We start from the raw sequence: 13,943 nt of genomic DNA, 5'->3' as shown, positions 1-13,943 counted from the left end.
GCAGCCCGGGTCGACCGGTGCGAAAAGTGACCGGGGTCAGAACTTGATGCTGCCGATCATGCTGGCGACGTTGGTCGTCAGATCGCTGATCGTCGGCGCGATGGTCGAGGAGGCGAGATAGAAACCGAGCAGCATGCAGACGACCGCATGACCGCCTTTCAGGCCTGACTTCTTGATCAACAAGAAGACGATGATCGCCAGCAGCACCACCGCCGAAATCGAGAGTGCCACGGCGGCTCACCTCCAAAGATCCCAGGGATGCGGGGGGTTCGGACTATGGGGGTTGTAGATCACGTTGTAGATCGGTACAGCAATTCCATGCGCACGCCAGCAGGTTCATACCCACTCAGCGGTAGTGATCATAACTATGCGTGCTCGCGCATCGCTCGGCGCACGGCCGCACAAGGGGGCGCATGGCCAATATGGTCGGGGGATGACGACCGAGGCTGTCTCATTCCCCCGCCGGCACGCCCGCACCCAGCGTTTCACGCTCGGCGCGCCGCGCGCGTTCACCGTGGCCCCCGACGGCTCCCGCGTGGCGTTTCTGCGCTCCGGTTCCGGCACCGACCGCGCCAACTCCCTCTGGGTCCTCGACGTACCGAGCGGCGAGGAGCACCTCGCTGCGGACCCGCGCACCCTGCTCGGCGGCGCCGAGGAGCATCTGTCGCCCCAGGAGCGGGCCCGTCGCGAACGCAGCCGGGAGGGCGGCGCCGGCATCGTCGGCTACGCCACCGACGCGGCCCTGGAGTTGGCGTCTTTCGCCTTGTCAGGACGGCTTTTCACGGCCGAGCTCAGGGCCGGTACGACACGTGAACTCACCGTCCCCGGGCCGGTGATCGACCCGCGCCCGTCCCCCGACGGCCGTCATGTCGCGTACGTCGCGGCGGGCGCCCTGCGGGTGGTGGGCACCGAGAACGAGGGCGACCGGGCGCTCGCGGAGCCGGAGTCGGAACAGGTCACCTACGGATTGGCCGAGTTCATCGCGGCCGAGGAGATGGGGCGTTCACGGGGCTTCTGGTGGTCGCCGGAGTCCGACCGGCTGCTCGTGGCGCGCGTGGACGACACGCCGGTACAGCGGTGGTGGATCGCCGACCCCGCCCACCCGGAGCGTGAGCCACATCATGTCGCCTACCCGGCGGCGGGCACCGGGAACGCGGACGTACGCCTGTTCGTCCACGGCCTCGACGGGGAGCACACGGAGGTCTCCTGGGACCGGGCACGCTATCCGTACGTAGCGCATGTGCACTGGTCAGAGGCGGGCGCCCCGCTCCTGCTCGTACAGGCGCGCGACCAGCGCAGCCAGCTGTTCCTGGCCGTGGACCCGAGGTCGGGGGCGACCCGGATGGTGCACGCCGACGAAGATCCAACATGGCTTGAACTGTTCGGTGGGGTGCCCTGCTGGAGCCCCTCCGGACAGCTGGTCCGGATCGCCGACGAGGGCGGCGCCCGGGTGCTCGCGGTGGGTGAACGGCCGCTCACGGGACCCCAGTTGCACATCCGTGCGGTTCTCGACGTGACCGCCGATGACGTGCTGGTTTCCGCGTCCGCCGGCGAGGGGGCCGAGTCCCCCGAGATCGGCGAGGTCCACGTCTACCGTGTGAACGAGCTCGGCGTGGAGCGCGTGTCGCAGGAGCCGGGCGTGCATACGGCGGTGCGCGCCGGGGGCGTGACCGTACTGGTCTCCGCCACCCTGGACCGCCCGGGCACCCGCACCCAGGTCCTGCATGACGGAAAGCATCTGGCGACTGTCACGTCGTACGCCGAAGACCCCGGTTTGTCCCCGCGCGTGACGCTCACCGAGGGGGGCGCACGCCGAATTCCGTGCGCCGTGCTTATGCCACAGGACTACCACGGGGACACACCCCTTCCGGTTTTGCTCGACCCGTACGGGGGTCCGCACGGCCAGCGGGTGGTCGCCGCGCACAACGCCCACCTGACCTCCCAGTGGTTCGCCGACCAGGGCTTCGCGGTGATCGTCGCCGACGGCCGGGGCACCCCGGGCCGCTCCCCCGCCTGGGAGAAGGCCATCAAGGACGACCTCGCGGCGATCGTCCTCCAGGACCAGGTCGACGCCCTCCAGGCACTCGCCGCCGACTTCCCCCTCGACCTGGCCAAGGTGGCGATCCGCGGCTGGTCCTTCGGCGGCTACCTCGCCGCCCTCGCGGCCCTGCGCCGCCCGGACGTCTTCCACGCCGCGGTGGTGGGCGCCCCGGTGACCGACCTGCGCCTGTACGACACCCACTACCAGGAGCGCTACCTCGGCCACCCCGGCGAACAGCCGGAGGTCTACCGCCGGAACTCGGTGATCGACGACGCCGGCCTGGTCGACGCCGCCGAGCCGCACCGCCCGATGATGATCATCCACGGCCTGGCGGACGACAACGTCGTCGTGGCCCACTCCCTGCGCCTCTCCAGCGCCCTGCTGGCAGCGGGCCGCCCGCACGAGGTGCTCCCGCTGTCGGGCGTCACGCACATGACCCCACAGGAACAGGTGGCGGAGAACCTGCTGCTGCTTCAGCTGGACTTCCTGAAGAGGTCACTGGGCTTGGTATAACGCGCCCCCAAGGGGCGCTGGGGGTACCCCCGGCCGAAGGCTGGGGGAGGAACTGCGCGACCAGCCCCCACGCACCCGCACACGGCAACGGGCCGGGATGACATGGCGCATCCCGGCCCGTTTACGGCACCCGCACGGCCGTACGCTGTTAAGCGTGCCGCGTCCGTATATCGGGACCGGGTCGGCGGAGTTGCCTGCGTGTTAACGAGATTGACCCCGGTTCATCCCGCTATGCACCCCCGTTACCAAGATCGTCCGGCGCTTCCCCGGCCGGCTCCTCCGGCGGCACCACCCGCTTCTCCTCCGCGAAGTGGCAGGCGGAGTCATGGGCCGCCGGCCCCGGCACGAACCGGAACGCCTCCGGGACCGCCAGCAGCGGCACCTCCGCCGCGCACCGCGCCTCGGCCTTCCAGCACCTCGTGCGGAACCGGCACCCCGACGGAATGTTCGTCGGCGACGGCACGTCCCCGCTCAGGATGATCCGCTCCCGGTGCTCCCGCGCCTCCGGGTCCGGTACCGGCACCGCGGAGAGCAGGGCCTGGGTGTAGGGGTGGGTCGGATGGTCGTAGATCTCCTCGTCCTTGCCGATCTCCACGATCCGCCCGAGGTACATCACCCCGACCCGGTCCGAGATGTGCCGCACGATCGACAGGTCGTGGGCGATGAAGACGTACGACAGGTCGAAGTCCTTCTGCAGCCGGTCGAGCAGGTTGATCACCTGGGCCTGCACGGAGACGTCGAGCGCGGACACCGGTTCGTCGGCGACGATCACCTCGGGGCGCAGCGCCAGCCCCCGGGCGATGCCGATGCGCTGCCGCTGGCCGCCGGAGAACTGGTGCGGATAGCGGTTGATGTACTCCGGGTTGAGCCCCACGACGTCCAGCAGCTCCTGGACCCGTCTGCGCCGGTCGCCCTTGGGAGCCGCCTCGGGATGGATCTCGTACGGCTCCCCGATGATGTCGCCGACGGTCATCCTGGGGTTGAGCGAGGTGTACGGGTCCTGGAAGACCATCTGGATGTTGCGGCGGACGGCTCTGAGCGCCCGCCCGCTCAACTTGGTGATGTCGTCACCCTTGTACTTGATCAACCCCGCCGTCGGCCGCTCGAGGTTGACGAGCATCTTGGCGACCGTCGACTTGCCGCAGCCGGACTCCCCGACGATGCCGAGCGTCTCTCCCTTGTTGAGCACGAAGTCGACACCGTCGACGGCCTTGACGGCGCCGATCTGCTTCTTGAACAGGATGCCCTGGGTCAACGGGTAGTACTTGACCAGTCCACTCACTTCCAGGATCGGCTCAACCACCCTCTCAACCATTGAGGCACTCCCTCCAGAAGTGACAGGCACTGCCCCGGTGTTGATCCACGTCGTACAGCGGCGGCTCGTCGGTACGGCACACGTCCTGGGCCATCGGGCAGCGCGGGTTGAAGGCGCACCCCGCAGGGATGTTCATCAGGTTGGGCGGCAGGCCCTTGATGGCGTAGAGCTCCTGCCCCTTCTGGTCGAGGCGCGGGATGGAGTCGAGGAGCCCGCGCGTGTAGGGGTGGGCGGGCGCCTTGTAGATGTCGTGCACGGGCGCGGACTCGACGATCCGCCCCGCGTACATGACGGCGATCCGGTCGGCGACGTCCGCGACCACCCCCAGGTCGTGGGTGATCAGGATCAGCCCCATGTGGTACTCGCGCTGCAACTCCGCGAGCAGGTCCATGACCTGGGCCTGCACGGTCACGTCCAGGGCGGTCGTCGGCTCGTCGGCGATGATGAGCGCCGGTTCCAGGGCCAGCGCCATGGCGATCATGATGCGCTGGCGCATGCCTCCGGAGAACTGGTGCGGATAGTCCCGCACCCGCTGGGCGGCGGCCGGGATCCGCACCCGGTCCATCAGCTCGACGGCCCTGGCCCGCGCGTCCTTCCTGGACATCCCCCGGTGCACGACGAACATCTCGCCGAGCTGGTCGCCCACGCTCAGCACCGGGTTGAGCGCCGACAGCGCGTCCTGGAAGATCATCGCCATCTCGGCGCCCCGGATCTTCCGCCGCTCCTCCTCCTTCAGCTTCAGCAGATCGCGGCCCCGGAAGAGGATCTCGCCCCCGCCGACCCGCCCGGGCGGCGTGTCCAGGATCCCCATCACGGCCTGGGCGGTCACCGACTTCCCCGACCCCGACTCCCCGAGCACGGCCAGCGTCTCCCCCTCGTCGACGGCGTACGAGACGCCGTTGACCGCCTTGGCGACCCCGTCTCGCGTCCGGAACTCCACGTGCAGATCGCGCACTTCGAGCAGCACGGCGGCGCTCACCTCAGCTTCGGGTCGAGGGCGTCGCGCACCGCGTCGCCGAGCATGATGAAGGCCAGGACGGTGAGCGCGAGGGCCCCGGAGGGCCACAGCAGCGCGTGCGGGGCGTTGCGGATGTAGGGCGAGGCGGCGGAGATGTCGATGCCCCAGGAGACGCTGGGCGGCTTCAGACCGACGCCGAGGTACGACAGGGTCGCCTCCAGGGCGATGTAGGTGCCGAGGGCGATGGTCGCGACGACGATCACGGGGGCCACCGCGTTGGGCGCGATGTGCCGCAGCAGGATCCGCGAGTTGGAGGCGCCGAGGGCGCGGGCGGCCTGGACGTAGTCGTTCTGCCTGGCGGTGATCACCGAGCCGCGGGCGATCCGGGAGATCTGGGGCCAGCCGAGCAGGACCATGAACCCGATGACCGGCCAGACCGTATTGCTCGTCACCACCGAGAGGAGGACGAGACCGCCGAGGACGACCGGGATCGCGAAGAAGACGTCGGTGATCCGGGACAGCACCGAGTCCCAGATGCCGCCGAAGAACCCGGCGAGCCCGCCGAGCACCGACCCGAGCAGCGCGACCCCGAGCGTGGCGCAGACGCCCACCGTGACGGACGTACGGGCGCCGTAGACGGTCCGCGTGTAGACGTTGCAGCCCTGCCCGTCGTAGCCGAAGGGAGCGCCCGGCTGGGAGCCCTCCTGGGCCTTGGCGAGGTCGCACTTGAGGGGGGAGCCGGAGGCGATCAGGGACGGCCACAGGGAGATGACGACGAGGAAGAGGATGACGAGGGCGGAGACGAGGAAGACGGGGTTGCGCCGCAGGTCCCGCCAGGCGTCCGACCAGAGGGAGCGGGGCTTGGCCGCGGGCCCGGTACCGAGCGGTCCTCCCGGTGTCCGTTCCAGCGTCTGCGCCTCGCTCGCCGCCAGGTCCATCGCCCCGCCCATGCCCGTCCCGGCGATGGCCCGGTCCTGCTCGAACGGCTGCTCAGGCATAGCGGATCCTCGGGTCGAGTACGGCGTAGAGCAGGTCCACCAGGAGATTGGCCACCAGGAACACCAGGACCAGCACGGTCACGAACCCCACCACGGTCTGGGTGTTCTGCCGCAGGATGCCCTGGTAGAGCTGGTAGCCGACACCGTGGATGTTGAAGATCCGCTCGGTGACGATCGCGCCGCCCATCAGCGCGCCGATGTCGGTGCCGATGAAGGTGACGACGGGGATGAGCGAGTTGCGCAGCAGGTGCCGTGCGACGACCCGGCGCCGGGGCAGCCCTTTGGCGACGGCCGTACGGACGTAGTCGCTCCGCCTGTTCTCGGCGATGGAGGTGCGGGTCAGCCGGGTGACATAGGCGAGCGACACGGAGGCGAGCACCAGCCCCGGCACGATCAGCTCGCCGAAGGTGGCCTCCGGGGAGACGGAGGGTTTGATCCATCCCCACTCCACCCCCAGCAGCAGCTGGAGCAGCAGACCGGTGACGAAGGTCGGCACGGAGATGACGACCAGGGTGGCCAGCAGCACTCCGGTGTCGACGGGTCGCCCGCGCCGCAGTCCGGTCAGCACGCCCAGCGTGATGCCGATGACGATCTCGAGGACGATGGCCACGATCGTCAGCCGGATGGTGACGGGGAACGCGGTGGACATCAGCTCGGTGACCGGCTGCCCGTTGAACGCCGTGCCGAAGTCGCCGGTGAAGACGTTCCCCATATAGGTGAGGTATTGCTGCCACACCGGCTTGTCGAGTCCGAACTCCTTCTTCAGCTGGGCGGCGGTCGCCGGATCGCAGGCCCGCTCACCGCACAGCCCCGCGATCGGGTCGCCCATGACGTTGACCATGAGGAAGATCAGCAGCGTGGCCCCGACGAACACCGGGATCATCTGGAGCAGCCGCCGGACGACGTAGCGTCCCATGCCGGTTCAGCTGACCTTGATCTCGTTGTAGACGGGGACGCTGAACGGGTTGAGAGCCACGTTCGACAGCCGCTCGGAATAGCCGGCGCTGCCGTTCTGGTACCAGAGCGGAATGGCGGCCATGTTGTCGCGGACGACTTCCTCGGCCTGCTGGAAGGTGGACACGGCCTTGGCGGTGTCGGTCTGGGCGTTCGCCTGGTCGACGAGTCTGTCGAAGTCCTTGTTGGACCACTTGCCGTCGTTGGAGGAGGCGTTGGTGTAGTAGAGCGGCTGCAGGAAGTTCTGGATGAGCGGGTAGTCCATCTGCCAGCCCGCGCGGAACGGTCCGGTCATCTTGTGCTGACCGATCTGGTTCCGGAAGTCGGCGAACGTACCGACCGGGTTTCCCACACACGCCTTGTCGCTGCCCAGCGCGTTGTTGATCGAGTTGCACACGGCGTCCACCCACATCCTGTGCGAGCCGGTGTCGGCGTTGTACGTGATCTTGAGTTGACCGCCGGGCAGTCCCCCGCCCTCCTGGATGAGCCTCTTGGCCTGGGCGGGGTCGTAGTCGCAGGCGCTTCCGCACAGCCCTTCCTTGAAGCCGCCGTCCGCGCCCAGCACCGGCGAGGTCCAGTCGGTGGCGGGGGTCCGGGTGTTCTGGAAGATGGTGTCGGTGATCTGCTTGCGGTTGATCGCCATGGAGAGGCCGGTGCGGACCTTCTCCGCTCCGCTCTTGCTCCAGGCGCTGTCGTAGTAGGGGAAGGCGAGCGTCTGGATGATGCCGGCCGGAGTGTTGATGTAACGGCTGCCGAGATCGCTCTTGACGTTCTTCAGCTGCGACGCGGGAACGTCGTCGACGAGGTCGAGGTTGCCGGCGATGAGATCGGTGTAGGCGGTGTCGCTGTCCGTGTACACCTTGAGGGTCACTCCGCCGTTCTGCGCCTTGTCGGCGCCGGGGTAGCCGTCCCACTTCTTCAGGGACATCTGCGAGCCCTTGGTGTAGGACTCGATGCGGTACGGCCCGTCGCCGACCGGCTGCGCCAGCCAGCCGGCGTGGTCGGTGAAGAAGGACTGCGGCAGCGGGGCGAAGGCCGCGTAGCCGAGGGTGTCGGGGAAGCTGGAGAACTTCTGGTTGAGCGCGACGGTGAAGGTCTTGTCGTCGACGACCTTCAGACCGGAGAGCGTGTCGGCGCTCTGTGAGCCGGTGTCCGGGTGGACCTTGTCGTAGCCCTGGATGTAGCCGAAGAAGTAGGCGTTCTTCTGGTTGTTCCTGAGGCTCGCTCCGTAGTTCCAGGCGTCGACGAACGACTTGGCGGTCACCTTCTCGCCGTTGCTGAACGTCCAGCCGTCCTTGAGGGTGATCGTGAAGTTCTGCGAGTCGCTCGTGTCGATCTTCTGGGCGAGCATGTCCTCGGCCTTGCCGGTCTTCGGGTCGTACTTCTTCAGACCCCGGAAGATCATGTCCAGGACCTTGCCGCCCTGGACCTCGTTGGTGTTGGCCGGCTCCAGGGGGTTCTGCGGGTCGCCCCAGGAGGAGCTGAGCACGCCGCTCTCGCCTCCGCCGCCCCCGCTGCCGCCGCCGCCCCCGCAGGCCGTGGCGGCGAGCGCCACCACGACCGCGCAGGCCGCCCCTCGGGCGTGCGTGGCTGAACGCATGGCCTGCCTCCTCCGTGAAGGGTGATCGGTGGACCGGCGGATCCACAGATGACCCGCTATCGGTCAATATCGACCAAACAGGTCGATACTGCTCACCCACTGCCCCGAACGGAGGCCCCTCGGAGCCCCATGACGACCTTTAGGGGGACACGTCACCCGATTGCAGGCGCCCCTCCGGGACCCTCTTGAGGATCTTGTGACGGCGGCGCAATGGATCTCTGCGCAACGATGCCGAAACGTTGGATTGCGACCCACCGATGTACGCATTTCGGCACCCTCGCGTCCGCATAACGAACTCATTGCCCGTTTCGCGCAGTTCGCCCGAACTAAAGCACGGTGCGATTACGACGCGCTACCCGCGTAGCTACGGAACGGTCAAGGCCAGGCAAAGAAAGTAAAGAGAAACCCAAGCCGACCGAGAATTTATTGACCTTGAATGAATTGCGTTGAAAAAGTCCGGCGTAGCCCGTAGGGGAGTGTGCCCTGCGGAGTCATCAGACCCTCCCTTGGGCCAGGAGCACCATGACCCCCCCAACTCCATCCGCGGCTGCCCCGCTCGAGGTGACCGACGAGACCGCGAAGAAGTCGACCACTTCGGACGGTTCGAAGGGCAGCGAGAGCAGGTCGCCGGGCCGCCTGGCCTGGAAGCGCTTCAAGCGCGACCGGACGGGCGTTATATCCGCTTACGTCGTGATCTTCTTCTTCGTGATCGGCATCGCGGCACCGTTGATCGCGAAGCTGTACGGGAAGAACCCGTACACCACGTACACCACCCAGCACCCTGAGCTGCTCAACGCCTTCTCGTACCCCGCAGGGCCCAACGGAGGTATGAGCTCGGACTTCTGGTTCGGCATCGAACCCCAGCTCGGCCGGGACGTCTTCACGTTCCTGCTGTACGCGATCCGCAACTCGCTCGGCATCGCGACGGCCGCCGCCCTGCTCACCACGGTTCTCGGCGTCGTGATCGGTGTCACGGCGGGCTACCTGGGCGGCAAGACGGACTACCTCGTCGGCCGGATCATCGACATCCTGCTGTCGTTCCCGTCCACGCTGTTCTTCATCGCGTTCATGCCTGTCGTCTTCGGGTTCTTCGTCGCCCCCGACGACAACATCCCGACCTGGCTGCGCGCCACCGCTCTGATCCTGGTCCTTTCCGCCTTCGGCTGGGCCTCCATCGCCCGACTGCTGCGTGGCCAGGTGCTCGGTCTGCGCGAGCGGGAGTTCGTCGAGGCGGCAAAGGTCACGGGCGCGTCACCGATGCGTGTCGTGTTCAAGGAACTGCTGCCCAACCTCTGGACTCCGATCATCATCCAGTCCACGCTGCTCCTCCCCGCCTACGTGACTGCGGAAGCGGGTTTGGCCTTCCTCGGCGTAGGCATGATCGACCCGACCCCCGACTGGGGCGTGATGATCGGTCGTGGCGCGCAGTTCTACACCGAGGACATCACCTTCATGCTCTTCCCGGGCATCTCCATGGTGATCTTCGTCCTCGCCTTCAACCTGCTCGGCGACTCCGTGCGCGACGCGCTCGACCCGAAGTCCAAGCGGTAGCACTCCCTGCACCATCCGGCCCGGTTCGATGACGTCCGGCTGGTTCCGACCATCCGAATTGACCCCTATAGGCAGGCTCAGCATGTCCTTTTCTCGCAGAAACTTCCTGATCGCCACCGGTGTGGCGGCGGCTTCCACGACCGTGCTGAGCGCGTGCAGCAGCGGTGACGACAGCAAGGGCTCGTCCAAGGTCCCGTCCGTCTCCGACGCGAAGACCATGAACATCCCGGTCGGCACCAAGGCGGACTCCACGGGCCCGGCGCCCGAGGTCGCCGGTGCGGTCAAGGGCGGCACGATCTACTCGCTCGACCAGTTCGACATGGACCACCTGGACCCGGCGCAGATCTACGTCTCCACCGAGGGCGCCATCACCCGCCCGATCCTGCGTGGTCTGACCGGCTACAAGGTCGACGACAAGGGTGGCGCCACGCTCGTCGGCGACGTCGCGACCGACGCCGGCACCATGAAGGACGGCGGCAAGACCTGGTCGTTCACGATCAAGGACGGCATCAAGTGGGAGGACGGCACCGACCTCTCCATGGACGACGTCCGCCACACCTTCGAGCGCCTCTTCGCCTCGTTCGTCACCGAGGGTCCGCGCTACGTCCAGCAGTGGCTGGTCGGCGGCGACAAGTACAAGGGCCCCTACGACGGCAAGAGCCTCTCCTCGATCGAGATCTCCGGCAAGACGATCACGTTCACCCTCAACGAGGCCCGCACCGACTTCAACTACACGCTCGGCATGCCCGGCTACGGTCTTGTCAACAAGAAGAAGGACACCAAGGAGAAGTACGACAAGCGTCCGTACGCCCTTGGTCCCTACAAGATCGACAGCCGGAGCATCGGCAAGTCGATGACCTACGTGCGCAACGAGCACTGGGACGCCGCCACGGACTCGATCCGCAACGCGTACCCGGACAAGTACATCTTCCAGTTCGGCTTCCAGCCGGTCGCCTCCACCGACCGCTACATCGCGGACAAGGGCAACGACCAGTACGCGATGTCGATCTTCAACGAGGTGGCGGCCGAGCGCACCGCGCAGGTCCTCACCAACGCCACGCTGAAGAAGCGTGTTCTGACCCAGGTCGACACGGTCACCTACTACTGGCCGATCAACATGACCCGGATCAAGGACCTGAAGGTCCGCCAGGCGATCAACTGGGCGTGGCCGCACCAGCAGCTGCAGACCATCCGCGGTGGTGCGTCCACCAGCGAGCTGGCCAGCACCATCCTCAGCCCGGTGACCCCCGGCTACAAGAAGTTCGACCTGTACGGCGTGACCACGAAGCCCGGCGGCGACCCGGCCAAGGCCAAGGCGCTGCTGAAGGAGGCCGGCAAGGTCGGCCAGAAGCTGGTCATCGCCTACCAGCAGTCGGACAACGCGGTGAAGCAGGCCGTGGCCATCAAGAACGCCCTTGAGGCGGCCGGCTTCCAGGTCGTCAACCAGCAGGTCGACAAGACGACCTTCTACACCCAGATCGGCAAGATCGACAACGGCTACGACCTGTTCGCGGCCGGCTGGAGCCCGGACTGGCCGAACGGCTACTCCGTCTTCTTCCCCTGCTGGAGCGGCAAGAACATCGGCGACGGCCGCAGCAACTACGCCCAGCTGAACGACCCGAGCGTGAACAAGGCGATCGACGCGGCCGCCAAGATCGCCGACGTCGAAGAGGCCAACAAGGCCTGGGGCGCCATCGACAAGCAGATCATGGAGCTGGCGCCGGTTGTCCCGGACTACCACTCCATCCGTAACTGGATGTACGGATCCAAGGTCGGCAACGTCGTCTACGACGCCGGCAACACCTGCGTCGCGCTCTGCAAGCTGTACGTCAAGAAGTAAGCGCGCAAGACCCTCCGGGGGCGGCCACGACCTGGCCGCCCCCTCCGGCCCACCCCCACCCCCCGGCGACGGCGCCCCGTCCGGAAAGTCACGCCCCATGTTCCGCTTCCTTGTCCGCCGAGTCTTCGGCGCGCTGGTCATCCTCTTGATCATCAGCGCCGTCACCTTCTGGCTCTTCTACGCCATCCCGCGTGACCCCGCCACGATGTCCTGCGGCAAGAACTGCACGCCCGACATGCTCAAGCAGGTCCGGCACAACCTGGGCATCGACCACCCCGTTCCGGTCCAGTACTGGTACTGGCTCAAGGGCATCTTCGTCGGGCGCAGCTACGGCGACTTCGGCAACTGCAACGCGCCGTGCCTCGGGTACTCGTTCGCCAACCGCGAGCCCGTCCTCGGCACGATCATGGACCGGCTCCCGCTGACCCTGTCGCTCGCCTTCGGCTCGGCCGTCGTCTTCCTCTTCTTCGGTATCGGCGCCGGCATGCTCGCCGCCGTGAAGCAGGGCAAGTGGCAGGACAAGGTCGCCAGCTCGGCGTCGCTGGTCGCCTCCTCGATGCAGATCTACTTCGTCGGCTACATCGCGATGTACTTCTTCGTCGCCAAGCTCGGCATCCTGGACAACCCGTCGTACACCCCCCTCACCCAGAACCCGATCGAGTGGGCCTCCGGTCTCCTGCTGCCATGGCTGGTGCTGGCCCTGATCTGGACCGCCAACTACACCCGTATGACGCGCTCCCAGCTGGTCGAGACGCTGAGCGAGGACTACGTCCGCACGGCCCGGGCCAAGGGCCTCTCGCGTCGGAACGTCTTCTTCCGGTTCGCCTGGCGCGGCGCGATGGGTCCGATCGTCACGATCTTCGGCATCGACCTCGCCACGCTCATCGGCGGCGCGATCATCACCGAGACCGTCTTCAGCCTCCAGGGCGTGGGCCAGCTCGCCCTGAAGTCCGTGGACCAGAGCGACCTGCCCATGGTGCTCGGCGTGACCCTGCTGTCCGCCGGCGCGATCGTGATCTTCAACATCATCGTGGACGCCGTCTACGCCCTCATCGACCCGCGGATCCGGCTCGCCTGACCTCCGCCCCACCCCCAACCTCGCATCACCCCCCAGGAGCGTCCCCGTGACGAGCACCGATCAGCAGCCGTTCCTCTCCGTCAAGGACCTCAAAGTCCACTTCTCCACCGAGGACGGCATCGTCAAGGCCGTCGACGGGCTCAGCTTCGACATCGCCAAGGGCCAGACGCTCGGCATCGTCGGTGAGTCGGGCTCCGGCAAGTCCGTGACCAACCTGACGATCCTGGGTCTGCACGACCCGGCCCGCACTCAGATCGACGGCGAGATCCTGCTCGACGGCCAGGAACTCCTCACGTCGTCCGAGCGGGAGCTGGAGAAGCTCCGCGGCAACAAGATGTCGATGATCTTCCAGGACGCGCTGGCCTCGCTGTCGCCGTACCACACCATCGGGGCCCAGATCGCCGAGGTGTACCGCAAGCACACCGGCGCCTCCAAGAAGGAGGCCCGGGCGCGGGCGATCGAGATGCTGAAGCGGGTCGGGATCCCCCAGCCGGACGTCCGGGTCGACGACTACCCCCACCAGTTCTCCGGCGGTATGCGCCAGCGCGCGATGATCGCGATGGCTCTGGTCTGCGACCCCGAGCTGCTGATCGCCGACGAGCCGACCACCGCGCTCGACGTGACGGTCCAGGCCCAGATCATGGACCTGCTCAAGGACCTCCAGCAGGAGTTCGGCACGGCGATCATCTTCATCACCCACGACCTCGGAGTCATCGCCGACATCGCGGACGACGTCCTGGTGATGTACGGCGGCCGGTGCGTGGAGCGGGGCACCAAGAAGCAGGTCCTGGGCTCGCCGCAGCACCCGTACACGCTGGGCCTGCTCAACTCCATGCCGAGCCTCGACGGACCGGTCGACATCCCGCTGTCGCCGATCCCCGGCTCGCCGCCCTCGCTGCTCAACCCGCCGTCCGGCTGCCGCTTCCACCCGCGCTGCGCGTTCGCGGAGAAGGTCGCGGGCGGCAGGTGTTCCAGCGAGCAGCCGCCGCTCGAGCTGGTCGAAGGCCGTGGCTCCGCCTGCCACCTGGAACTGAGCCGGCGCGACGAGCTCTTCGCCGACTACGCGGCCACCGCAGGCCACAACTGACGGACACG

General features: G+C 67.3%; 11 protein-coding genes. 5 read left to right on the top strand and 6 right to left on the bottom strand.

The window, feature by feature from the left end:
* Positions 1–36: 36 nt before the first annotated feature.
* Positions 37–231, bottom strand: a complete 195-nt coding sequence (locus ACZ4UV_RS18060) for a hypothetical protein (RefSeq protein WP_089098958.1) — start codon at positions 229–231, stop codon at positions 37–39.
* 202 nt (positions 232–433) lie between these two features.
* On the opposite strand from ACZ4UV_RS18060, the gene ACZ4UV_RS18055 reads away from it, so the two are divergent.
* Positions 434–2,554 carry a S9 family peptidase gene (locus ACZ4UV_RS18055; RefSeq protein ID WP_451022319.1) on the top strand — a complete coding sequence of 707 codons (2,121 nt, stop codon included), beginning with the start codon at positions 434–436 and terminating at the stop codon, positions 2,552–2,554.
* A gap of 229 nt (positions 2,555–2,783) precedes the next feature.
* Here the strand turns inward: ACZ4UV_RS18055 and ACZ4UV_RS18050 are convergent, their stop codons facing one another.
* The 5 genes from ACZ4UV_RS18050 to ACZ4UV_RS18030 are packed head-to-tail and all read right to left on the bottom strand — an operon-like array spanning position 2,784 to position 8,379.
* On the bottom strand, positions 2,784–3,869 hold the full coding sequence (locus ACZ4UV_RS18050; RefSeq protein WP_467838897.1) for an ABC transporter ATP-binding protein: 1,086 nt from the start codon (positions 3,867–3,869) through the stop codon (positions 2,784–2,786).
* Positions 3,862–4,836 (bottom strand): ABC transporter ATP-binding protein, encoded by a 975-nt coding sequence (locus ACZ4UV_RS18045; protein ID WP_451021497.1) that lies wholly within the window; start codon positions 4,834–4,836, stop codon positions 3,862–3,864. Before ACZ4UV_RS18045 ends, ACZ4UV_RS18050 begins: the two co-directional genes overlap by 8 nt.
* Positions 4,837–4,844: 8 nt before the next feature.
* Positions 4,845–5,825, bottom strand: a complete 981-nt coding sequence (locus ACZ4UV_RS18040) for an ABC transporter permease (protein WP_467838894.1) — start codon at positions 5,823–5,825, stop codon at positions 4,845–4,847.
* The gene (locus ACZ4UV_RS18035) at positions 5,818–6,741 is read right to left on the bottom strand and encodes an ABC transporter permease (protein ID WP_451021494.1); all 924 of its coding nucleotides are present in this window, start codon (positions 6,739–6,741) and stop codon (positions 5,818–5,820) included. The genes ACZ4UV_RS18040 and ACZ4UV_RS18035 overlap by 8 nt, the downstream gene beginning before the upstream one ends.
* A 6-nt stretch (positions 6,742–6,747) precedes the next feature.
* The gene (locus tag ACZ4UV_RS18030; RefSeq protein ID WP_467838890.1) at positions 6,748–8,379 is read right to left on the bottom strand and encodes a peptide ABC transporter substrate-binding protein; all 1,632 of its coding nucleotides are present in this window, start codon (positions 8,377–8,379) and stop codon (positions 6,748–6,750) included.
* A gap of 561 nt (positions 8,380–8,940) precedes the next feature.
* On the opposite strand from ACZ4UV_RS18030, the gene ACZ4UV_RS18025 reads away from it, so the two are divergent.
* The 4 genes from ACZ4UV_RS18025 (at position 8,941) to ACZ4UV_RS18010 (ending at position 13,935) form a co-directional block, all read left to right on the top strand.
* Positions 8,941–9,930, top strand: coding sequence for an ABC transporter permease (locus ACZ4UV_RS18025; protein WP_390046645.1), 990 nt, complete (start codon positions 8,941–8,943; stop codon positions 9,928–9,930).
* A gap of 82 nt (positions 9,931–10,012) precedes the next feature.
* A complete protein-coding gene (locus ACZ4UV_RS18020) occupies positions 10,013–11,770 on the top strand; it encodes an ABC transporter substrate-binding protein (protein WP_451021492.1) in 1,758 nt (585 codons plus the stop codon).
* Positions 11,771–11,867: 97 nt separating this feature from the next.
* Positions 11,868–12,848: an ABC transporter permease gene (locus ACZ4UV_RS18015; protein WP_451021491.1), complete on the top strand. Its 981-nt coding sequence runs from the start codon at positions 11,868–11,870 to the stop codon at positions 12,846–12,848.
* Between the two features lie 46 nt (positions 12,849–12,894).
* On the top strand, positions 12,895–13,935 hold the full coding sequence (locus tag ACZ4UV_RS18010) for an ABC transporter ATP-binding protein (RefSeq protein ID WP_451021490.1): 1,041 nt from the start codon (positions 12,895–12,897) through the stop codon (positions 13,933–13,935).
* Positions 13,936–13,943 lie beyond the last annotated feature (8 nt).

The sequence above is a fragment of the Streptomyces sp. NPDC028289 genome (assembly GCF_055565975.1).
Note: the sequence above shows the minus strand (reverse complement) of the source record. Positions and strands in the feature narration are given on the sequence as shown.

Coding starts and splice junctions, on each gene's coding strand:
- ACZ4UV_RS18055 (WP_451022319.1), top strand. CDS start 434: ATGACGACCGAGGCTGTCTCATTCCCCCGCCGGCACGCCCGCACCCAG.
- ACZ4UV_RS18050 (WP_467838897.1), bottom strand. CDS start 3,869: ATGGTTGAGAGGGTGGTTGAGCCGATCCTGGAAGTGAGTGGACTGGTC.
- ACZ4UV_RS18040 (WP_467838894.1), bottom strand. CDS start 5,825: ATGCCTGAGCAGCCGTTCGAGCAGGACCGGGCCATCGCCGGGACGGGC.
- ACZ4UV_RS18035 (WP_451021494.1), bottom strand. CDS start 6,741: ATGGGACGCTACGTCGTCCGGCGGCTGCTCCAGATGATCCCGGTGTTC.
- ACZ4UV_RS18030 (WP_467838890.1), bottom strand. CDS start 8,379: ATGCGTTCAGCCACGCACGCCCGAGGGGCGGCCTGCGCGGTCGTGGTG.
- ACZ4UV_RS18020 (WP_451021492.1), top strand. CDS start 10,013: ATGTCCTTTTCTCGCAGAAACTTCCTGATCGCCACCGGTGTGGCGGCG.
- ACZ4UV_RS18015 (WP_451021491.1), top strand. CDS start 11,868: ATGTTCCGCTTCCTTGTCCGCCGAGTCTTCGGCGCGCTGGTCATCCTC.